The sequence below is a fragment of the Micromonospora sp. NPDC051924 genome, from assembly GCF_055586005.1.
Genome location: NZ_JBVJJA010000010.1, coordinates 1 through 20,830, shown reverse-complemented (window position 1 = coordinate 20,830; position 20,830 = coordinate 1). Strand labels below are relative to the sequence as shown.

General features: G+C 73.2%; 21 protein-coding genes. 8 read left to right on the top strand and 13 right to left on the bottom strand.

Features of this window, described 5'->3' with window-relative positions:
- Positions 1 to 104: 104 nt before the first annotated feature.
- The 5 genes from ACZ6S5_RS10410 to ACZ6S5_RS10390 all read left to right on the top strand — a co-directional run bounded on the left by ACZ6S5_RS10410 (position 105) and on the right by ACZ6S5_RS10390 (position 4,677).
- A complete protein-coding gene (locus ACZ6S5_RS10410; protein WP_465999705.1) occupies positions 105 to 542 on the top strand; it encodes a lipoyl domain-containing protein in 438 nt (145 codons plus the stop codon).
- A gap of 204 nt (positions 543 to 746) precedes the next feature.
- Positions 747 to 1,193: a helix-turn-helix transcriptional regulator gene (locus ACZ6S5_RS10405; RefSeq protein WP_465999704.1), complete on the top strand. Its 447-nt coding sequence runs from the start codon at positions 747 to 749 to the stop codon at positions 1,191 to 1,193.
- 64 nt (positions 1,194 to 1,257) lie between these two features.
- Positions 1,258 to 1,614, top strand: coding sequence for a VOC family protein (locus ACZ6S5_RS10400; protein ID WP_465999703.1), 357 nt, complete (start codon positions 1,258 to 1,260; stop codon positions 1,612 to 1,614).
- A 140-nt stretch (positions 1,615 to 1,754) separates the two neighbouring features.
- Positions 1,755 to 4,124, top strand: a complete 2,370-nt coding sequence (locus ACZ6S5_RS10395) for an ATP-binding cassette domain-containing protein (RefSeq protein WP_465999702.1) — start codon at positions 1,755 to 1,757, stop codon at positions 4,122 to 4,124.
- Between the two features lie 142 nt (positions 4,125 to 4,266).
- Entirely contained in the window at positions 4,267 to 4,677 is a 411-nt protein-coding gene (locus ACZ6S5_RS10390) for a VOC family protein (protein WP_465999701.1), read from the top strand.
- A 31-nt stretch (positions 4,678 to 4,708) separates the two neighbouring features.
- Here ACZ6S5_RS10390 and ACZ6S5_RS10385 read toward each other — a convergent pair whose 3' ends face one another.
- Positions 4,709 to 5,299, bottom strand: a complete 591-nt coding sequence (locus ACZ6S5_RS10385) for a TetR/AcrR family transcriptional regulator (RefSeq protein ID WP_465999700.1) — start codon at positions 5,297 to 5,299, stop codon at positions 4,709 to 4,711.
- A 68-nt stretch (positions 5,300 to 5,367) separates the two neighbouring features.
- On the opposite strand from ACZ6S5_RS10385, the gene ACZ6S5_RS10380 reads away from it, so the two are divergent.
- Together ACZ6S5_RS10380 and ACZ6S5_RS10375 are read left to right on the top strand one after the other, a co-directional pair.
- Positions 5,368 to 5,766, top strand: a complete 399-nt coding sequence (locus ACZ6S5_RS10380) for a nuclear transport factor 2 family protein (protein WP_465999699.1) — start codon at positions 5,368 to 5,370, stop codon at positions 5,764 to 5,766.
- Positions 5,763 to 6,275, top strand: coding sequence for an anthrone oxygenase family protein (locus tag ACZ6S5_RS10375; protein ID WP_465999698.1), 513 nt, complete (start codon positions 5,763 to 5,765; stop codon positions 6,273 to 6,275). Before ACZ6S5_RS10380 ends, ACZ6S5_RS10375 begins: the two co-directional genes overlap by 4 nt.
- A gap of 22 nt (positions 6,276 to 6,297) precedes the next feature.
- On the opposite strand, the gene ACZ6S5_RS10370 is transcribed toward ACZ6S5_RS10375, so the two are convergent.
- The 12 genes from ACZ6S5_RS10370 to ACZ6S5_RS10315 all read right to left on the bottom strand — a co-directional run bounded on the left by ACZ6S5_RS10370 (position 6,298) and on the right by ACZ6S5_RS10315 (position 19,185).
- Positions 6,298 to 7,119: an HpcH/HpaI aldolase/citrate lyase family protein gene (locus ACZ6S5_RS10370; protein WP_465999697.1), complete on the bottom strand. Its 822-nt coding sequence runs from the start codon at positions 7,117 to 7,119 to the stop codon at positions 6,298 to 6,300.
- Complete coding sequence (locus tag ACZ6S5_RS10365; protein ID WP_465999696.1) at positions 7,119 to 8,306, bottom strand: CaiB/BaiF CoA transferase family protein; 1,188 nt, start codon at positions 8,304 to 8,306, stop codon at positions 7,119 to 7,121. The genes ACZ6S5_RS10370 and ACZ6S5_RS10365 overlap by 1 nt, the downstream gene beginning before the upstream one ends.
- Positions 8,306 to 10,249: an SUMF1/EgtB/PvdO family nonheme iron enzyme gene (locus ACZ6S5_RS10360; RefSeq protein WP_465999695.1), complete on the bottom strand. Its 1,944-nt coding sequence runs from the start codon at positions 10,247 to 10,249 to the stop codon at positions 8,306 to 8,308. Before ACZ6S5_RS10360 ends, ACZ6S5_RS10365 begins: the two co-directional genes overlap by 1 nt.
- On the bottom strand, positions 10,246 to 11,181 hold the full coding sequence (locus tag ACZ6S5_RS10355) for a ribokinase (protein ID WP_465999694.1): 936 nt from the start codon (positions 11,179 to 11,181) through the stop codon (positions 10,246 to 10,248). The genes ACZ6S5_RS10360 and ACZ6S5_RS10355 overlap by 4 nt, the downstream gene beginning before the upstream one ends.
- A complete protein-coding gene (locus tag ACZ6S5_RS10350; RefSeq protein WP_465999693.1) occupies positions 11,178 to 12,560 on the bottom strand; it encodes an ADP-ribosylglycohydrolase family protein in 1,383 nt (460 codons plus the stop codon). The genes ACZ6S5_RS10355 and ACZ6S5_RS10350 overlap by 4 nt, the downstream gene beginning before the upstream one ends.
- Positions 12,557 to 13,690, bottom strand: a complete 1,134-nt coding sequence (locus tag ACZ6S5_RS10345; RefSeq protein ID WP_465999692.1) for an ADP-ribosylglycohydrolase family protein — start codon at positions 13,688 to 13,690, stop codon at positions 12,557 to 12,559. The genes ACZ6S5_RS10350 and ACZ6S5_RS10345 overlap by 4 nt, the downstream gene beginning before the upstream one ends.
- A 2-nt stretch (positions 13,691 to 13,692) precedes the next feature.
- The gene (locus ACZ6S5_RS10340) at positions 13,693 to 14,988 is read right to left on the bottom strand and encodes an ABC transporter substrate-binding protein (RefSeq protein ID WP_465999691.1); all 1,296 of its coding nucleotides are present in this window, start codon (positions 14,986 to 14,988) and stop codon (positions 13,693 to 13,695) included.
- A 41-nt stretch (positions 14,989 to 15,029) separates the two neighbouring features.
- On the bottom strand, positions 15,030 to 15,869 hold the full coding sequence (locus tag ACZ6S5_RS10335; protein WP_465999690.1) for a carbohydrate ABC transporter permease: 840 nt from the start codon (positions 15,867 to 15,869) through the stop codon (positions 15,030 to 15,032).
- 2 nt (positions 15,870 to 15,871) lie between these two features.
- Positions 15,872 to 16,804: a carbohydrate ABC transporter permease gene (locus tag ACZ6S5_RS10330; RefSeq protein WP_465999689.1), complete on the bottom strand. Its 933-nt coding sequence runs from the start codon at positions 16,802 to 16,804 to the stop codon at positions 15,872 to 15,874.
- A complete protein-coding gene (locus ACZ6S5_RS10325; protein ID WP_465999688.1) occupies positions 16,801 to 17,913 on the bottom strand; it encodes a LacI family DNA-binding transcriptional regulator in 1,113 nt (370 codons plus the stop codon). The genes ACZ6S5_RS10330 and ACZ6S5_RS10325 overlap by 4 nt, the downstream gene beginning before the upstream one ends.
- A gap of 266 nt (positions 17,914 to 18,179) precedes the next feature.
- A complete protein-coding gene (locus tag ACZ6S5_RS10320; RefSeq protein ID WP_465999687.1) occupies positions 18,180 to 18,620 on the bottom strand; it encodes a DUF4395 domain-containing protein in 441 nt (146 codons plus the stop codon).
- Positions 18,621 to 18,738: 118 nt separating this feature from the next.
- On the bottom strand, positions 18,739 to 19,185 hold the full coding sequence (locus tag ACZ6S5_RS10315) for a TlpA family protein disulfide reductase (RefSeq protein ID WP_465999686.1): 447 nt from the start codon (positions 19,183 to 19,185) through the stop codon (positions 18,739 to 18,741).
- 385 nt (positions 19,186 to 19,570) lie between these two features.
- On the opposite strand from ACZ6S5_RS10315, the gene ACZ6S5_RS10310 reads away from it, so the two are divergent.
- A complete protein-coding gene (locus tag ACZ6S5_RS10310) occupies positions 19,571 to 20,704 on the top strand; it encodes a peptidoglycan recognition protein family protein (RefSeq protein ID WP_465999685.1) in 1,134 nt (377 codons plus the stop codon).
- Positions 20,705 to 20,830: the final 126 nt, after the last annotated feature.

The following is a 20,830-nucleotide window of genomic DNA, read 5'->3' as shown; positions in this document are numbered from 1 at the left end:
GCAACGATCAGCACAAACGGAACGATGATGGGTTGACGATGAGGATGCTCGGTAAGAACCGAAAGAGGTCGGCCGCTCTCCTCACCGGGGCGATCGTGTTCCTGGTGGCATACATCGTGACCGGCCGGTCGCTGTTCGTCCGGGTTGTCGTCTCGCTGTTCCTCGTCTACACGGTCGTCGAGTTGGTGCTGTTGTTGCGTGCCCGGCGAGACGCCTCGGGCGCGGGAACCATGCCCGGCGAGCCCGCCGGCGTGAGCAGTGCCGGGGTCGGTGCCGGACAGGTGGGGGTGCTCATGCCCCCGCTCGGTCAAGGTGTGGAGTCAGCAACGGTGCTCCGGTGGATGGCAACCGCAGGCGAGACGGTGGAAGCCGGGCAGCCGTTGGCCGAGATCTCGACGGACAAGGTGGAAACGGAGGTTGTTTCGCCCGCAGCGGGTACCGTCGCGGCAATTCTCGTGAGGGCCGATCAGGTGGTTGCGGTGGGTACGCCCATTGCTGTCATCTCGCCCGCCGCAGATGGGATCGCGTCGGCTCAGACGTGACGCGAGCATGGTCGCTGATCGCGGGACCGTCCGTGGCCCGGTCGCACCCGTGCGAGGGTGCTCCGGGTCACGGACGGTCCGCCCCGGATAGCCGCGGCCGGGATCGGCGCCGCCACTCAGCAGCCGGCGTGGCGGCCGACACTCGCGGCCGGCGGGCGCCTCACCTGCTGGGCAACCTTCGCGCGACGTGACACGATCGCCCACGTGACCAGCACACCTGCAGACCACCACCTGCGCGACCTGGCGCGGCTGCGCCGGGTCCGCGACCGGATCGACCGGGAGTACGCGCAGCCGTTGAACGTCGAGGCGCTCGCCCGGGGCGTGAACATGTCGGCCGGCCACCTGAGCCGCGAGTTCCGCCTCGCCTACGGGGAGTCACCATACGGATACTTGATGACCCGGCGGATCGAACGCGCGATGGCGTTGCTCCGCCGGGGCGACCTCAGCGTCACCGAGGTCTGCTTCGCGGTCGGCTGCGCGTCGCTGGGCACCTTCAGCACTCGGTTCACCGAGCTCGTCGGCGTGCCGCCCAGCGTCTACCGGCGCCAGGCGGTGCGCGCGACCGCGGAGATGCCGTCGTGCGTGACGAAACAGGTGACCAGACCGATCAGGAATCGAGAAGCGCGGGTCACGGAGCCGGAAATAGCCTGACCGCCGGGACATCACCCGTGTCGAGACACCGGGTCGCCCGTGACCCACGACTTCAGGAGTGACCATGACCGGCTCCACCACCCAGGGCGTCAAGACCGTCCTGCACCCCGTCTCCGACCTGGCCGCGGCCAAGGCGGTGTACACCGCCCTGCTCGGCGTGCCACCGCAGACCGACACGTCCTACTACGTCGGCTTCGAGACCGCCGGCCAGCAGATCGGCCTGGTGCCGGCCGGCGGACCGCAGGGCATGACCACCCCGGTCGCCTACTGGCACGTACCGGACATCGAGGCGAAGCTGGCCGAGGTGACCGCCGCCGGCGCCACCGTGCAGGAGCCCGCGCACGACGTCGGCGGCGGCCGTCTGGTGGCCACCGTCACCGACCCCGACGGCAACGTCCTCGGGCTGCTCCAGGACCGGTGAACCGGCGCCGCCGTCCTTCGAGCGGGACGGCGGGACGCCGAGCACGAGATGATCGACCGTGACGTGAGACGCGACGGCCGCTGCCCGGCCGGACGCCTCGGCCGGGCGCCGCGCCGCCGGGCCCACAGGATGGAGACATCATGAGCATGGCCCCGACGGCGTACGGCGCCGACAGCCACGACGTGATCCGCGTGCACGGCGCGCGGGAGAACAACCTCAAGGACGTCAACGTCGAGATCCCGAAGCGTCGGCTGACGGTCTTCACCGGCGTCTCCGGTTCCGGCAAGAGCTCGCTGGTGTTCAGCACGATCGCCGCGGAGTCACAGCGGTTGATCAACGAGACCTACAGCGCCTTCGTGCAGGGCTTCATGCCGACGCTGGCGCGGCCCGAGGTCGACGTGCTGGAGGGGCTGACCACGGCGATCATCGTCGACCAGGAGCGGATGGGGGCCAATCCCCGCTCCACTGTCGGCACCGCCACCGACGCCAACGCGATGCTGCGGATCCTGTTCAGCCGGCTCGGGCAGCCGCACATCGGTTCGCCCCAGGCGTTCTCCTTCAACGTCGCCTCGATCAGCGGCGCCGGCGCGGTCACCATCGAGCGCGGAGGTGCCACGACGAAGGAGCGGCGCAGCTTCAGCATCACGGGTGGCATGTGCCCGCGGTGCGAGGGCATGGGGCGGGTGAACGACTTCGACCTGTCGGCGCTGTACGACGACAGCAAGTCGCTCAACGAGGGCGCGCTCACCATCCCCGGCTACAGCATGGACGGCTGGTACGGCCGGATCTACCGCGGGTGCGGCTTCTTCGACCCGGACAAGCCAATCCGGAAGTACACGAAGAAGGAGCTGCACGACCTGCTCCACAAGGAGCCGACGAAGATCAAGGTCGAGGGCATCAACCTGACGTACGAGGGTCTGATCCCGAAGATCCAGAAGTCGATGCTGGCCAAGGACGTCGACGCGATGCAGCCGCACATCCGCGCCTTCGTGGAGCGGGCGATCACCTTCACCACCTGCCCCGACTGCGGGGGCACCCGGCTCAGCGAGGCGGCCCGGTCGTCGAAGATCAAGGGGATCAACATCGCCGACGCGTGCGCGATGCAGATCAACGACCTCGCCGGGTGGGTGCGCGGCCTGGACGAGCCGTCGTTCGGGCCGTTGCTGGCGGCGCTGGGGGCGACCCTCGACTCGTTCGTCGAGATCGGGCTCGGCTACCTCAGCCTCGACCGCCCCGCCGGCACGCTCTCCGGCGGCGAGGCGCAGCGCACCAAGATGATCCGCCACCTCGGGTCGTCGCTCACCGACGTCACCTACGTCTTCGACGAGCCGACGATCGGGCTGCACCCCCATGACATCCAGCGGATGAACGGCCTGCTGCTGCGGCTGCGCGACAAGGGCAACACGGTGCTCGTCGTGGAGCACAAGCCGGAGGCGATCGCGATCGCCGACCACGTCGTCGACCTGGGCCCCGGCGCCGGCACGGCCGGTGGCGAGGTGGTGTTCGAGGGCACCGTCGACGGGCTGCGGGCCAGCGGCACCGTCACCGGCCGCCATCTGGACGACCGGGCGTCCCTGAAGCCGTCGGTGCGGACCCCGTCGGGGTTCCTGGCGGTGCGCGGCGCCGACACCCACAACCTGCGGGACGTCGACGTCGACATCCCGCTCGGCGTGCTGGTCGTCGTCACCGGGGTGGCCGGCTCCGGCAAGAGCTCGCTGATCCACGGCTCGGTGGCGGGGCGGGACGGCGTGGTGTCGGTCGACCAGACGGCGATCAGGGGCTCGCGGCGGAGCAACCCGGCGACGTACACCGGGCTGCTCGACCCGATCCGCAAGGCGTTCGCGAAGGCCAACGGCGTGAAGCCGGCGCTGTTCAGCGCCAACTCCGAGGGCGCGTGCCCCACCTGCAACGGCGCCGGCGTCATCTACACCGACCTGGCGATGATGGCCGGTGTCGCCACCGTCTGCGAGGAGTGCGAGGGGAAGCGGTTCCAGGCCTCGGTGCTGGAATACCACCTCGGTGGCCGGAACATCAGCGAGGTGCTCGCGATGTCGGTGACCGAGGCCGAGCAGTTCTTTGCCGACGGCGAGGCGCGCACGCCGGCGGCCCACAAGATCCTCGGTCGGCTCGCCGACGTCGGGCTCGGTTACCTCACCCTCGGCCAGCCGCTCACGACGCTGTCCGGCGGCGAGCGGCAGCGGCTCAAGCTGGCCACCCACATGGCCGAGAAGGGCGGCGTCTACGTCCTCGACGAGCCCACCACCGGCCTGCACCTCGCCGACGTCGAGCAGCTGCTCGGCCTGCTCGACCGGCTCGTCGACGCCGGCAAGTCGGTCATCGTCATCGAGCACCACCAGGCGGTCATGGCGCACGCGGACTGGATCATCGACCTCGGCCCGGGCGCCGGCCACGACGGCGGCCGGATCGTCTTCGAGGGCACCCCGACCGACCTCGTCGCCGCCCGCGCCACGCTCACCGGCGAGCACCTCGCGGCCTATGTCGGCGGCTGACCGGGCCCCTCGCCGACGGGTCTCGGACGCCTGCCGGGCCGGAGCACGTCGAGGACGTCGGCGGGACGACCGGGGCGGCGCGGGTGACGGGACCGGTCCGCAATCGGGAGGGACGGGTCAGGGACCACGTAGCCTGTCCGCCATGGACATCAGCGTTCACTCGGCCTTCCTCCCGCACACCGACCCGGACGCCTCGCTGGCCTTCTACCGCGACGCCCTCGGCTTCGAGGTCCGCAACGACGTCGGATACGGCGGGATGCGCTGGATCACGGTGGGCCCCGCCGGCGGGTCCGGCACGTCCATCGTGCTGCACCCGCCGACCGCCGATCCCGGCGTCACCGACGACGAGCGCCGCACCATCGCCGAGATGATGGCCAAGGGCACCTACGCCATCGTCACCCTGGCCACGGCCGATCTCGAGGGCGCCTTCACGCGCCTGGAGGCCAGTGGCGCCGAGGTCGTCCAGGAGCCGACCGACCAGCCGTACGGCGTCCGGGACTGCGCCTTCCGGGATCCCGCGGGCAACCTGATCCGCATCAACCAGGTCGGCTGAGCCACCCGACGCGGGCGAGGCCGACCGGGGCTCAGGCGGCGGCCGGCTTCGCCCCGTACACCCGGAGGATGCCGGCCTGCACCGCGGCCGCCGCGTCGGCGGCGGACATCCGGCCCGCGACGACCTCCGCCCAGCCGGCGTGGCCGAGCGCGATGGTGGCGGCGAAGAGCCAGCCGGGGGCGGCGTCGGGATCGAACTCGCCGGCCCGCTGCCCGCGCCGGATGAGCCGGTCGAGCCGGTCGAAGACGGGCTGGTGCAGCTCGACGTCGGCCGTGCCGGGCGGCGGTGGCAGCGTCGGGTAGCGGTCGAAGGCGCCCCAGCTCACCCGCAGCAGGCGCAGCAGCGCCTCCGGTGCCGGCCCCTCGTCGAGTCGCGCCTCGTCGAGGGCGGCGAGGACCTCGTCGGTCATCCGCTGGTAGACGGCGGCGATGAGCGCGTCCCGGGACGGGAAGTGGGCGTAGACGGTCTGCCGGGAGAGGCCGGCGGCGGCGGCGACGTCCTCCATGGTCGCCTGCGGCCGTTCCCCGAGCACCTGGATGGCGGCGTCGAGGATGGCCGAGATGCTGCGGCGCGCCTCCGCGCGGACGCGCCGACGACGCTCGGGAGAACTTTGCTCAGACACGGTTGTCAAGGCTACCCAAGACCTCTAGCCTTGACATCACTGTCAGAGTTAAGGATCGAAGGGGCGCCATGCTGACGGAGACACCCCCCATCCCCCGCGACGACCTGGCGGGCTACCTACGCACGTACGTGCAGGAGATGGCGTTCGGCGACGAGGAGCCGGGCGTGGTCATGGACCGCTACCACACGCCCGACATCGCCTGGTACAGCGACGGGCTGCACCTCGACCGGGAGCGCCTGGCGGCACACGCCCGGCCGGTCCGCCGGACGGTGACCCGGTGTGAGGTCGACGTCCACGACGCCCTGGTCGGCGGCGACCGGGTGGCCGCCCGCTACACGCTCATCGCGCTGACGCGCGGCCGCCACATCGTCACCGAGATCCACATGTTCGGGCGACTCGCCCCGGACGGCCGGCTACGGCGGGTCGACCAGCTCACCCGGATCGTCGGGACGGAGGACGAGCGGTGACCCGCCTCGCCGACGCGCCGGTCGCCCGCGACGACGACCGGGACGGCACCCGCCGACGGGTGGTCGCGGCGGTCGCCCTGTTCAGCACCGGGCTGCTGTCCGGCGCCTTCGGCTACGGGGCGCTCAACGTGGTGCAGGCGTTCCGGGCGGTGCCGCTGGACGTGCGGCTCACCTTCCACGTCGCGCTGATGCGGATGAACGGGCCGGTCATGCAGTCCCTGATGGGGCTGTCGGTGCTGAGCCTGGCCACGCTCGCGGTGCTGTCCCGGGGCACCGCCCGCCGGCTGGCCGCCCTCGCCGGCGGCCTGGTGCTGACCTCGTTCGTGGTCACCCGGTTCGGCAACGTGCCGATCAACCAAAAGATCAAGGTGTGGGCGGTCGACGGCGCGCCCGCGGACCACGCGGCGATCCTGCGCCGCTGGGAGCTCTTCAACGACCTCCGTACCGGCGCCGCCCTGCTCGCCTTCCTGCTCCTGCTCGTGGTGGTCACCCGAAGGACGCGGTCGTGAGGCTCGCGGTGTGCGACGCCGGTCAGGCGGCGCAGCGGGCGGCGAGGTCGACCACCCGGCGGGCCGCCGCCACCATGGCCCGGTCGGCGAAACGGCCGTCGGGCAACACCACGGTGCCGGAGTCACGGGTCTGCGCGTCGGCGACCGCGGCGAGCAGTTCCCGGGCCTTGGCCACCTCGTGGTCGGCCGGGCGGAATGCCTCGACGATCACCGGCAGCTGGCGCGGGTGGATGGCCGTCCGGCCGAGGAAGCCGAGCCGCCGCCCGGCGGCGCAGGAGGCGGCCAGCCCGTCGAGGTCGGCGACGTTCGCGTACACCGACATGGCCGGCGGCGGCAGGCCGGCCGCGCGGGCCGCGACCACGATCCGGCCGCGCGCCCAGAGCAGGCCGTCGTCGGTGGCGACGCCCAGGTCCGAGCCGAGGTCCGCCTCACCGAGCCCGAGCGAGGCCACCGCCGGGTGCGCGCCCGCGATGGCGTACGCGGACTCCAACCCCACCGCCGACTCGATGATCGGGTGCAGCGGGATGTCGACCCGGGCGGCGACGGCGGCGACGACACTCGCGGACTCCACCTTGGGCAGCCGCAGCCCGGACAGCCCCGGCTTCCCGGCGACGGCGGCCAGGTCGGCGTCGACGTCCGGGCCGGTCAGCTCGTTGACCCGCGCCTGGACCGGCACCGGCTGCGGTTCGGCGAGGAACTCGGCGACCGCCTCGCGGGCGTACGCCTTGCGCCCGGCGACGACGGCGTCCTCCAGGTCGAGGATCACCGCGTCGGCGCCGGAGGCGACCGCCTTGGCGAACCGGTCGGGCCGGTCGCCGGGCACGTAGAGCCAGGTGAGCAGCATCAGATCACCCCCCGGTCGCGCAGCGCGGCCAGCTCGTCGTCGGTCAGCCCGAGCGCCCGGTAGACCGCGTCGGTGTCCTGCCCGTGCCGGCGGCCGGCGTGCCGGATCTCCCCCGGGCTGGCGGACATCCGGAACGGCACGTTCTGCATCCGGACCTCGCCCAACTCCTCGTCGGGGACGGTGACCACGGTGCCGAGCGCGGCGTACTGCGGGTCGGCAACGATGTCGCGAACGTCGTAGACCGGGGCGACCGCCGCCTGTGCGGCCTCGAAGGCCGCGACCACCTCGTCCCGGCCGCGCTGGGCCACCCAGGCACCGACCGCCTTGTCGAGCTCGTCGGCGTGCGCGGCCCGGCCGCTGCCGGTGGCGAACCACGGCTCGTCGACCAGCTCGGGCCGGCCGACCAGGCGCACCACCCGCTCGGCGATGCTCTGCGCGCTGGTGGACACCGCGACCCATCGACCGTCCGCGCAGCGGTAGGTGTTGCGGGGGGCGTTGTTGTTGGACCGGTTGCCCAGCCGGGGCTGCACGTAGCCGAGCTGGTCGTACCAGGTGATCTGCGGGCCGAGCATCGCCATGATCGGTTCGATGATGGCCAGGTCGACCACCTGGCCCCGGCCGGTCAGGTCCCGGCCGCGCAGGGCCAGCATGACCGCGTACGCGGCGGCGAGCGCGGTCACCGAGTCGGCGAGGCCGAACGGGGGCAGGGTCGGTGGCCCGTCGGGTTCCCCGGTGGCGGCGGCGAAGCCGCTCATCGCCTCGGCGAGGGTGCCGAACCCGGGCCGGGGCGCGTACGGGCCGACCTGGCCGAAGCCGCTGATCCGGGCGATGACCAGCCGCGGGTTGACCACGTGCAGCTCGTCCGGGCCCAGGCCCCAGCGTTCCAGGGTGCCGGGGCGGAAGTTCTCCACCAGCACGTCGGCGTCGGCGAGCAGCCGGCGCAGCAGCTGCGCGCCCTGCGGATCGGAGAGGTTGCAGGTGACGGTGCGCTTGTTGCGGCCGAGCACCTTCCACCACAGGCCGACGCCGTCCTTGGCGGGGCCGTGTCCCCGGGACGGGTCCGGCTTCGTCGGGTGCTCCACCTTGATCACATCGGCACCGAAGTCGCCGAGGAACGCGGCGGCGAGCGGCCCGGCGAAGAGGGTGGCCAGGTCGACCACCTTGATCCCGTGCAGCGGCGCGGCCATCACGCCTCCCCCGGCAGGTCAGCGGCGCAGCGGAAGCCGATCGAGGTGGAGCGGGTGAGGCCGGCGCCGGTCAGCAGCAGCTTCACCGAGACGTCGGGGTCTTGCCGGCCACCGTCGAGGTACCAGTCGGAACCCTCCGCTCGGTACGCGCAGCCGCCCTTGAGGATGACGAACCGAGTCCGCCCGTCGGTGTGTTCACTTTCGATCAGGTTCCACACCAGGGGTTCCCGCCGGACGAGCAGTCCCGCCTCGGCAGCCACCTGCCACTCGTCCTCAGTCGGCAGCCGCATCCCCGCCCAGTCCGCGTACGCGCGGGCGTCGGCGAGGTCCACCCCGGTGACCGGGGCGTCGGCGGGGCCCTGTCCGGCGGTGAACCTTTCCGGTCGCACCGGCCGGTAGCCGGTGGCGGCGAGAAACCGGGCGTACTGGCCGTGGGTGACCTCGTGGGTGGCGATGGCGAAGTGGCCGAGCCGGACGGTCCGGTGCAGGGTGCCGGTGTGGTGCAGCCGGGGCGGCAGCGGTTTCCACTCGTCGACGTACGGGGCCTCGCCGTACAGGCCGGTCTCCCGGACCCGGTGGTGGACGGTCAGCTCGCGCCGGCCGGCCTCGACCGTGGCCATGCCGTCGGGCAGGGCGGCCAGCCGCGCCCACGGGGTGCGGGTCCGCACGGCGGCGCGGGCCGGGAAGGACGGGTCGCCGGTCGGCGGGGCGTGCCGGGGCAGCGGGGCGTCGGTGGCGACCACGGCGGCGATCGCCCCGGCAGGCAGGGACCCGCCGACGGCGACCCGGCCGTCCTCGAGTTCGGTGACGGTCAGCTCGGCGCCGGTGACCAGGTCGACGAAGCGTTCCGGGCGGGGGTCGGTGACCAGCCAGGGCCCGTCGTGGTCGGCGCCCCGGTTGACCACGGTCCACAGCGGCCGGTCGTCGTGGGTCCAGCGGGACGCGTACACCTGGCCGGCGCCGGGGTGGTCGGCGAGCGGGACCCAGTCCTCGGACCGCAACCACGCGGCGTGGCTGCCCTGCACGCGGCGCATGGCGCGCAGCACGGCCTTGTCCCGGTCGTTCCAGCCGACCCAGACGCCGAAGACGCTCTCCCAGACCAGCACGCCGCAGCCGTTGAGCCAGGCGGAGTGCAGCTCGTCGAGGTGGCTGCGGTGCCAGCGGCGGGTGTGGTGCAGGATGTGCCGGCGCTCGAACCACTTGGCCCGCAGCACGCCGGGGGTGTCCGAGTCGGCGAACCACTGCGCCCAGGACATGCCGTGGTCGGCGATCCGGGCCAGCGGCACCCGGCTCTCCCCTTCCAGGACCAGGCCGGGGCGCGCGGCGTCGAGGGCCCTGCGCAGCTCACCGGCGCCCTCCTTGAGGGTGTCCAGGAAGACCCCGTCCACGCCGAGGGTGGCGGCCAGCGCGGCGACCTCGTCGGCGTCGGCGCCGGCCGCCCGCCTCGTGCCGGTGTCCCACGGGTTGTAGTCGACGAACACCCGGACCCCGTGGGCCTGGAACGTCCGTACCACCTCGGGCAGTTCGGGCACGTCGCGGTACCAGTCGAACTGGTTGCGCTCGTCCAGCCCGATCACCGGGTACGCGTGCCACAGCACGATGCCGTCGAAACCGCCGAAGTCACGCCGGGCCGCGTCGAGGAACGCCTCGACGGTGAACATGCCCCGGTCGTGATCGTAGAGGGTCTCGTCCCAGAGCCAGGCGAGGCAGACGGTGAAGCAGTCCCCGGCGATCTCGTCGTAGTGCGCGCCGGTGTAGCCGTGTCGGGCGCGGGCGTCGGCCCGCCACCGGGTGAGCTGCTCCCGCCAGGCAGGCCAGTCGGCCGGGTCGTCGGGGGCGGCGAAGACTTTCGCCTCGTCCAGGGTGGTCAGGTCGGCGTGCGCGCCGAGCGGCACGTCGGTCGGCCGGTCGATGGGCCGGGGCACGTACGGGTTGAAGCTCACTCGTCCCCTCCGTAGGTGGCGGCGGCCAGCGCCTCGACGGCGGCCCGCTCGGGCAGCGCGGTGGACGCCCCAGGGCGCTGCGCGCAGGCCGCGCCGGCGGCGCACGCCCAGCGCAGCACCGCGGTGGCGGTGTCGGCGGCCAGTCCGCCGCGTTCGGCGAGGGCGACCGCGAGGGCGCCGGTGAAGGCGTCGCCCGCGGCGGTGGTGTCCACCGCGTCGACCTTCGGCGCCGGCACCTCGATCCGGGTGCCGTCCCGGTCGGCGTACGCGGCGCCGCGGGCGCCGAGGGTGAGCACCACCCGGGGCACCAGGGTGACCAGGGTGTCCAGCAGCGCGGCGGGCTCGTCGGTGAACACCCCGGCCACGACGGCGGCCTCGTGCTCGTTGACCACCAGCACGTCGACCAGGTCGAGCAGTTCGGTCGGCAGCGGCCGGGCCGGGGCGGCGTTGAGCACCACGGCGGCGCCCCCGTCCCGGGCCGACGCGGCGGCCTGGCCGACCGCGGCCAGCGGCACCTCCAGTTGCAGCAGCAGCACGTCCGCGGCGGCGATCGCCGTCCGGTCGGCGCCGTCGAGGTCGGCCAGCGTGGCGTTGGCGCCGGGCGCGACCACGATGCAGTTCTCCGCGGCGTGGTCGACGGCGATCAGCGCGACGCCGGACGGCCCGTCGACGGTGCGCAGGCCCCGCACGTCGATGCCGGCGGCGACCAGGTTGTCGCGCAGCTGCGTGCCGAACTCGTCGGCGCCGACCGCGCCGATGAAGTCGCAGTCCGCGCCGGCCCGCGCGGCGGCGACGGCCTGGTTGGCGCCCTTGCCGCCGGGCACGGTGCGGAAGTCGTCGCCGAGCACCGTCTCGCCCGGCCTGGGCAGTTGCGGCGCGGTGACGACCAGGTCGAGGTTGGCGCTGCCGACCACCACCACCCGGGCGCTCATGCGGCGCTCCGCTCGCCCGAGGCGTGGGTCAGGACGAGGGTACGGTCGGCCAGCTCGTCGAAGCCGATGCCGTCGAAGCCGGCGATGCTGCTGGCCAGCCGGTTGCGCAGCGGGGCGACCCAGCGCGACGGCAGCCCGGCGGCGCCGGTGAGCGCCCCGGTGACCGCGCCGACGGTGGCCCCGTTGGAGTCGGTGTCCCAGCCGCCGCTCACGACGGCGCAGATGGACCGTTCGAAGTCGCCGCGCCCGTACGCGAGGGCCGCCGCGACCAGGGCGGCGTTGTTGCGCACGTGCACCCAGTGCAGGTGCCCGTGCCGGGCGTAGAGGGTGTCCACGATGCTCTCCCAGTCGTCGGTGCCGGCGCCGAGGGCGCGGGCCTCCCGGATCGCGGCGGTGAACCGGCTGCCCGGGGGCAGCACCGACTCCCCCGCGTCGAGCACCTCGTCGATGCCGCCGGCGACGGGTGCCGCGGCGGCGAGGGCCGCCACCCAGATCGCCCCGTACGCCCCGGCCCGGACGTGGCTGACCGCGGCGTCGCGCCAGGCGGCCTCGGCGGCCCGGTCGGGGCGGCCGGGGTTGGTCCAGCCGTACACGTCGGTGCGGATCTGCGCGCCGATCCACTCCCGGAACGGGTTGTGCCGGCGGGCGGTGTCCGGTGGGGTGAGGCCGAGCAGCAGGTTGCGGTAGGCGACCCGCTCGGCGGTGAAGACCCGTCCGGCGGGCAGCCAGTCCAGCCAGGCCTGGGCCACGTCGGCGCTGGTGAAGTCGCTGCCGTGGGTCTCCAGGATGCGCAGGGCCAGCAGCGCGAAGTTGAGGTCGTCGTCCTCGGGCATGCCGGCGATGTTCTCGGCCAGACTCGTCGGGGCGCTGCGCCGGTTCCACGGCCAGCGGGCGGCCACCTCGGCCGGCAGCCCCTGCGCGGTGAACCAGTCGCGCAGCGGCCACCGGCCGGTGGCGGAGAGGATCTCCCGGATCCCGGGACGGGGGATCTTCTCCACCGGCTTGCCGAGCAGGCAGCCGGCGGCCCGGCCGAGCCAGGCGCCGTGCAGCCGGTCCCGCTCGACGGTGGTGGGCAGTTGCCACGCGCCCGGCCAGCTCTTCCGGACGGCGTCCAGGTCACCCGGCTCGGTTTCGGTGTCCGGGGCGGGCCGGGCGTCGGCGGCGTCGAGCAGCTCGACGGCGAGGGCGCGCAGCCGCGGGGCGGCCGGCACCGCCGACGCCCCGCTGACCGGGGCGGTGACGTCGCCGCCGGCCGCCGCCCAGCGCGCGGCGAGGTCGGCGACGTCGCGCCCCTCGTCGGTGCTGGCGGCCAGTTCGTGCGGCAGCAGGTCCTCCGGCTGCACCCAGGTCAGCCGCAGCCCCCGGGCCGCTGCGCTCATGCCAGGCCGCCGAAGCGTTCGGCACGGCGGGCGAAGCGTTCCCGGTCGCGCCGGAAGACCTCGGTGGCCACCTCGGCGAGCACCCGGGCCGGCTCGACCAGGTCGGTGCGGGACGCCGCGGCGACCGTGTCCGACCACTCGGCCGGCACCGCCGCGGCACCGCCGAGCGCCCCGGCGATCGCGCCGGCCATGGTGGCGGTGGAGTCGGCGTCGCGGCCGTAGTTGACCGAGCCCAGCACCGCGGCGCGGTAGTCGCCGCCGGCCACCACCAGCATGCCCAGGGCCACCGGCAGCTCCTCGATGGCGTGCAGTCGGCTCGGGCGGCGGGCGCCCAGGCCGGGGCTGCGGTACTCCTCCCCCACCGTGTCGTAGGGGGCGACGGCGGCGCGCAGCGCCGGGATGGCGGCCCGCCAGTCGTCGTGCCCCCGGGCCTCCTTGACCACCGCGTCGATGGCGGCGCGGGTGCCGTCGCGGGCCAGGTCGAGCGCCGCGGCGAGCACGTCGTCGACGCCCGCGCCGGAGGGCGCGGCGGCGGCGACCGCGGCGGCGAACACCGCCGCGGCCTCCCGCCCGTAGCTGTGCTGATGCGCCCCGGCGATCTCCACGGCCTCCGCGTACGCCCCGGCCGGGTCGCCGGCGTTGACGATGCCGACCGGGGCCATGTACATGGCGGCGCCGCAGTTGACGATGTTGCCCACGCCGGCCTCGCGGGGGTCGGCGTGCGCGTGGTGCAGGCGGGTGACCAGCCACCGCTCGGCCGCGGCCAGGCGGTGGAAGGTCACCCCTTCCCGCTCCAGGTCCGGGATGTAGACCACCCGCTCGATCAGGTCGGGCACGAGCAGTTCCACCACGTCGTACGCGTCGAGGTGGTCCCGCTTGGCCGCGTACGCCCGGACCAGCGCGTGGGTCATCAACGTGTCGTCGGTGATGTGCCCGTCGCCCTTGTGGTACGGCGCGAGTGGCCGCGCGGTGGCCCAGTCGGCGTGGTACGGGCCGACGATCCCCTCGACCCAGCCGCCGAACCGGGCGCGGATCTGCTCGGGCAGGGCCGTCTCGGTGGCTCCGCCGAGGGCGTCGCCCACGGCGGCGCCGACGAGGCAACCGACCGACGTGTCGAGCAAGAGTGACATGGTTACCTCAGAACCTGCTTGCCCCCGTCGACCAGCTGCGTGCCGAGCTGGTCCAGGGTGATCTTGTTGGCGAAGTACTGCTGGAGGGCCGGGGTGGCGTACTTGGTCTTCCACTCCGGGTAGGCGTCGACCTTCTGGAACGGGGCGACGGTCAGGTCGGCGGCGCTGTCCGCGGCGACGTCCCAGCCCTGCTTGCCCCCGGTGGCCTTGACCAGCTCCTGGTTGGCCTGCTTGCCGGTCGGCACGAGCCAGTCACCCTTGGCCAGGGTGGCCATGTTGGTGGGGTTCAGGAACCACTGGAGGAACTCGGCGGCCTGCTTCTTGTGCTTGCTGTCCTCGGAGATGGACAGCGTCTGCGGGTTGGCCGCCTGCTTGGTGGACAGGCCCTTGATCGGCGGAAGGGTGACCCACTCGAAGCCGGCCGGGGCCTGCTCGACCATCTGCTGGCGCAGCGAGACCGAGCCGGGGAGCATGGCGTACTTGCCGCCGAAGAAGCCGGGCAGGGTGTCCGCGCCGCTCATGCCGAGCGCCTCCGGGGAGGCGGACTTGGTGGTGTAGAGCATGTCGTGGATCCGCTTCGGCACCTCCTTCTCCGCGTCGCCGACCTTGACCTCGGTCTTGCCGCCGTCGGTGTAGAAGAACTTGCCGTCGTAGTTCAGCGCCAAGTTCATCACCCGGTTGGTGGGCGACTTGAGCGCCCAGGCGACGCCGTACTGGCCGGGCTTGGTGAGCTTCTGCGCGTTGGCCTGGAACTCGTCCCAGGTCCAACCCCCGTCGGCGGGCGGGACGGCGACGCCGGCGGCGTCGAACAGCTTCTTGTTGGCGATGACGACCTGCGACTCCAGCAGGAACGGGATGCCGGTGACCTTGCCGTCGAAGGTGGCGGTGTCCCAGACGCCCGGGTCGATCTGGCCCTTGAAGTCGTCCGAGAGCAGCTTGGAGACGTCGGCCAGGTAGCCCTGCTTGCTGAACTCGCCAATGGCCGCGGCCTCGTAGTGGACGATGTCCGGCGCGTCGCCGCCCTCGAAGGAGGTGAGCAGCTGGTCGTGGACGGAGTTCCAGTCGCCCTGGACGTACTCGACCTGGATGTCGGGGTGCTCACTGTTCCACTTGGCGACCAGGTCCTTGTTGGCCTGCAGCGACTCCTTCTGCCAGGCGAGGCTGAGGAAACGCAGCTTGACCGGGCCGGAGGCGTTCTCGTCCTCGCCGCCGCCGTCACCGCACGCGGTGAGGGCGCCGAGGCCGACGACCGCGACCGCGGCGGCCGCGGCGAGTCGACGGAATCTGCTACGGAGCATGGGGGATTTCCTCTCCTTGGTGGTGGGTTGGGGGATGCGGTTCAGCCCTTGACCGCGCCGGCGAGCGACCCGGACGAGAGCCGGCGTTGCATGAACGCGAAGAAGATCAGGCTGGGCAGGGTGGCCAGCAGGGATCCGGCGGCCAGGGGGCCGAGCCGGGCGGTGCCCTCGATGCCGACGAACCGGGCCAGGGTCACCGGCAGGGTGGCCAGTTCCGGGGTCTTGAGCAGGACCAGGGCGAAGAAGAACTCGTTCCAGGCGGAGATGAAGGAGAACAGCGCGGTGGCCACGATGCCCGGGGCGAGCAGCGGGAAGACGACCCGGCGCAGCACCTGGAGCCGGGTGGCGCCGTCGACGCTGGCCGCCTCCTCCAGTTCGCGGGGGATGTTGCGGACGAAACCCTGGAGCATCCACAGCGCGAAGGGCAGCGCCCAGACCACGTAGATGAGCACCAGACCGGCGTGCGTGTTGGCCAGCCCCACCCCGCGCAGCACCAGGAAGATCGGGATGATCAGCAGCACGAACGGGAACAGCTGCGACAGCAGCACCCAGCCGAGCGCGGCGGTGCCGAGCTTGGTGCGGAACCGCGCCAGGGCGTACGAGGCGGGCAGCGCGACGAGCACGGTGAGCACCGCCGAGGCGAGTGACACTTGGAGGCTGTTGAGCGCGGCCCGACCGAGTTCCTGTTCGGTAAAGGCCTGCACGAAGTTCTGCAGCGTCGGGTTGGTGGGGATCAGCGTGGGGTGCAGCCGCACCAGTTCGCGCGGTGGCTTGAATGCGGTGGACAGCAGCCAGACCAGCGGGAACCCGAGGAAGATCAGGTACCCGGTCAGGGCGAGGTACTGCAGGCTCCGCGCGGTGCGGCTCGGCTTTCCGAACATCTCTAGTTCGCCTCCCTCAGCCGGCGACGCAGGTAGACGGCGAGCAGCGCGACGATGATCACGACCATCACGTTGCCGAGCGCGGCGGCGTAGCCGTAGTTGCCGTAGCGGAACGCCTCCTCGTAGGCGAAGAGCATCGGCAGCATGGTCTTGCCGCCCGGCCCGCCGGCGGTGAGGACGTAGACCAGGCCGAACGAGTTGAAGTTCCAGATGAAGTCCAGCGAGGTGATCGCCACGATGACCGGCGCGATGGCGGGCAGCGTGACGTTGCGGAACCGGTGCCAGGTGCTCGCCCCGTCAACCGCGGCGGCCTCGTGCAGGTCGCGGGGCACGCCCTGCAGCCCGGCCAGGAGCACGACGGTGGTCTGCGGCATGCCGGCCCAGACGCCCACCAGGATCACCGCGGGCAGGGCGGTGCTGAAGTCGCCGAGCCAGTTGGTGCGCAGGCCGTCGGCGCCGATCCGGTGGAAGAACTCGTTGAGCAGGCCGGCGTCGGGGTGGTAGACGAGCTTCCAGAGGATGCCGACCACCACCGGGGGCATCGCCCACGGCACCACCGCGAGGACCCGGGCGATGCCGCGGAAGCGCAACTGCTGGTTGAGCAGCAGGGCCAGGCCGAGGGCGAGCAGGAACTGGAGCACGGTCACGCCGACCGCCCAGAGCAGGCCGATCTTGAAGGAGTTCCAGAACAGCTCGTCACCGAGCAGCTTCCGGTAGTTGGCCAGCCCGGTGAAGCTGATCTCGACGTGCCGGCCCGCGCGGGCGTCGGTGAAGCCCAGGTAGATGCCGCGCAGCAGCGGAAAGACCGACAGCACCACGATCGGCAACAGCGACGGGAGCAGCAACAGGTAGATGCCGAGCCGGTCGGAGCGGGTGCGGGCCGGGCGGGGCCCGTCGGCGTGGGCGACGTCGGGCCGTTCGGCCACCGTGGTCATGCCGTCACCTCCGGGGTACGCGGCGCGGGCAGGTCATCGCCGGCGGTGCCGGTCGCGGGGACGAACAGCGGCGCGGCGTCGGGCACGGCGGCGCTGGAGGCGCGGACGGCGAGGCTGGGCGCGACCTGCTCCCGGCGGGGCGGCAGGCTCGGGTCGGCGATGCGCTGCAGCAGCAGCTCGGCGGCGCGCCGACCGCGCTCGGCCGACCCGAGGGAGACGCTGGACAGCTGCGGGAACATCATCCGGGCCAGCTCGGTGTCGTCCATGCCGACCAGGGCCACGTCCTCGGGGACGCGGTGGCCGGCGGCGAGGAGGGCGTGCAGCGCGCCGACGGCGATCAGGTCGTTGGCGCAGATCAGCGCGTCGGGACGGGTCCGGGCCAGCAGCCGTTCGGTGGCGGCGCGGCCGGCCGCGTACCGGAAGTCGCCGACCTCGACCAGGCGCTCGTCGAGGTCGATGCCGTGCGCGGCGAGGGCGGCTCGGAAGCCGGCGTCGCGGGCGACGCCCGGGACGGTGTCGAGCGGGCCGTTGACGAAGCCGATCCGCCGTCGTCCGGCCGCGACCAGGTGGTCGACTGCCAGCCCCACGCCGGTACGCGAGTCGGTGCGGACGTTGTCCACCGGAGCGTCGGCGCCGAGCTGGCCGACCACCACCACCGGCACCGGGCTGTCGACCAGCGCCGCGAGGTGGTCGTCGGTGACCCGGATCGGCGAGACGATCATGCCGTCGACGTACCGGTGGGCGAGCCGGCGCAGGAGGGCGGTCTCGTTGGCGATCTGCCCGCCGGTGGCGTGCACCAGCAGCTGCCGGCCGGAGGCGGCGACCACGGACTCGATGGCCCGCATCATCTCGACGTAGACCGGGTTGCCGATGTCCTCGACGGCGAGGGCGATCAGGCCGGTGCGCTGGGACTGGAGCGAGCGGGCGATGGCGTTGGGCACGTAGCCGACCTCGGCCGCCGCCTCGCGCACCTTGCGGATGGTCTCCGGGCTGCCGCCGACACCGTTGAGGACGCGCGAGGCGGAGGCGATGGAGACGCCGGCGCGGGCGGCGACGGTGTGGACGGTGGGCCGGCCGTCGGCCGACTCCTGTAAACGTTTACGACCCACGTCCCGCACCTCCAGCTGCCTGCTGTAAACGTTTCCGGGAGTCTGCGCCCGATCCGACAGTCAGGTCAAGGGCTCGTTACGAAAACGTTTCCAACCGCCCGCGAGCTGGATCACCGCTCGATCGATGCCCGGGATGCCCCGCGCTACGGAAGGTGACCTCGCCCCCCGGGCCGCTTCTGCTCGCGGCGCGGCACGCCCGGCACGGCGGGGCTACCGGCCGGCGTGCCGGGCGTGCCGGCGTGGGGGCGCGGTGCCGCCGCCCGCGGTCAGCGCGTCGGGCCGGGCACCCGGGCGGCCAGGGGGCGGCCGGCGAGGCGGCGCAGCGCCAGGTAACTGACGCAGCCGAGGCAGAGGTCGAAGGCGGCGTTGAGGAAGGCGGCGGCGAGCGCGGCGCCGGTGGCGGCCAGCGCGAGCGCCGGCACGCCGGCCAGCCAGCCGGCCGCGCCCAGGCCGGCGAAGACCAGGCCGACGAGCTGGGCGAAGCGGACCGGCGCCGCCGGCTCCAGCTCAGCGGGCGGGCCCAACCGCGGCGCCACCAGGGTGCGGTAGAGCAGGCCGTACGGGCCGAGGCGGGGGTTGGCGGCGGTGATCGCGAAGACGACGGCCTGGGCGAGCACGAGCAGCCCCGAGCCGGTGATCAGGGCAACGGCGAGGACGACGGTGGTGAGGACGGCGGCGAACCGCGGCCCACGGGGGTCGAGCAGCATGCGAAGGTTCCGTTCCGGGCGAGGGGGTCGGTCGGTCAGGCGGGACGGACCGCCGCACAGAGACTCGCCGCGAGCCACCCGTGATCCACCACCCGCCGCCGGGTCAACGCCACCCCGGTCACCGCGTCACCTCGGCGAGCAGCGGCGCGAGCACCGCGCGCAGGTCGTCGCGGTCCGGCACGCCGGCGGCCCGCCGGACCACGCGTCCGGCCGCGTCCACCACCAGCACGGTCGGGGTACGCCAGACGCCGAGCGCGCGGGCCACGTCCAGGTGCTCCTCGACGTCAACCTCGACCAGGTGCACGCCGGCGAGGTCCGCACGGACGGCCTCGAGCACCCGCCGGGTGGCCCGGCAGGGCGCGCAGACCGGGGCGGAGAACTGCACGAGGGTGACCGCGCCGGCCGGCACGCCGACGCCGGCCAGCGCGCCGGCCGCCACGTCGTCGCCGCGCGTGGCGACGGCCTGGATCCGGCCGTCGCGGCGCTGCCACCACCAGCCGAGAACGCCGGCGAGCGCGAGCACGACCAGCACCACGAGTACGCCGGTCATGCTGGGGCTTCGCACCGGTCAAGGGTGCCACAGCGAGCCGCTGCCCCGGGCCTGCCGTCCCGCAGGTCGGACGCAGATCACCTATCCACCGGGTCGGAATGGCCTGCCGACCGCGGGCTCAGCCGGCGAGGGACTCGTCGACGCGGGCGAGGAAGGCCGGCCGCCCGCTCAGGAGGGTGAGAGCGACCTCCAGGGCGATCGGCCGCCCGTGGAGATGCGGAGCAGGTCCGCCCGCGCGTTCGCATCGATCCGGCTCACCCTCTGGCGCTCGGCCCCGTCGTGGCAATATCCTCCACACCACGCGCGGTTCTTGGAGTTCCTTTTCAGGACGCCCGAGCGGGCCGCCGCCCGTTGCCGCGTGCCGTCGTGGGGCCGCCCGACCGGCCACAGAGGAGATGACATGCATTTCGACCACCCCGAGCTGGACCGCCGTACCCTGCTGCGGGCCGGACTCGGCGCCGCCGCGGTCGCGGTCGTCGGGAGCGAGCTCGCCTTCCCGGCCGCCGCGCAGGCCGACCCGGGCGCGGACCTCGACTGGATCATCAGCTGCGACGAGTGGGGCGCCCGTCCGCCGGCGGATCCACTGTCGATCAGCGCGATCCCCACCAACAAGATCATCGTGCACCACATGGCGTTTCCGAACAGCACGGACTACTCGGAGGAGCACGCCAAGCAGCTCGCCCGGGACTGCCAGAACCTGCACATGGACGTGAACCACTGGTCGGACACCGGGCAGCACTTCACGGTGAGCCGGGGCGGCTACGTCACCGAGGGGCGGCACGGCAGCCTGGAGCGGCTGCAGGCCGGCGACCGGCAGATGATTTCGGCGCACTGCCCCGGCGAGAACGGCCGGGCGATCGGCATCGAGAACGAGGGCACGTACGTCACCGAGACGCCGCCGGAGGAACTGCTCGCCACCCTGGTGAAGCTCTGCACCACCGTCTGCCGGCAGTACGGCCTGCACGCTCACGACATCTTCGGCCACTGGGACTTCCGGGCCACCCAGTGCCCCGGGGCGATGTTCTACCGGGAGTTCCCCGCGCTGCGCCGCCGGGTCTTCGCCAAGCTCGGCACCGACCTGGCCGACGTGCCCGCCCGGCGCTGGCCGGACATCTGGCGCTTCGTCGGCGGGCCGGTCGTGAAGGTGGCGCAGTACCTGCTCACCTTCCGCGGCTACGCCGTCCCGGTCACCGGTGTCTTCGACGCCGCCACCGTCGCCGCCGTGCAGGACTGGCAGGCGCGCAACGGCATCCCGGTCGACATCGACGCCACCCTCACCGCGCCGACCTGGGAGACCCTCGCGCCCGAACTCGACAAGGACGCGGTCGGCATCCCGGTGAGCGCGGTGCAGTTCATGCTCAACTCCAAGGGGTACGCCGACGTCGCCGTCACCGGCGAGTACGACTGGGTCACCAAGAAGGCCCTGCAGGACCTGCAGGAGCTGCACGGCCTGGACACCAACGGCAAGGTCAGCACCACCACCTGGTGTGCTCTGGTGGGGGGTGTGGTGCGTCAGTCGTTCCAGATGGACTGACGGCGCACCGGTGGGGAGGGCGGTGGGGGGGGGGGGGGGGGGAACCCCCCCCCCCCCCCCCCCCCCCCCCCCCCCCCCCCTCCCCGCCCCCCCCCCCCCCCGACACCCCCCCCCCCCCCCCCCTCC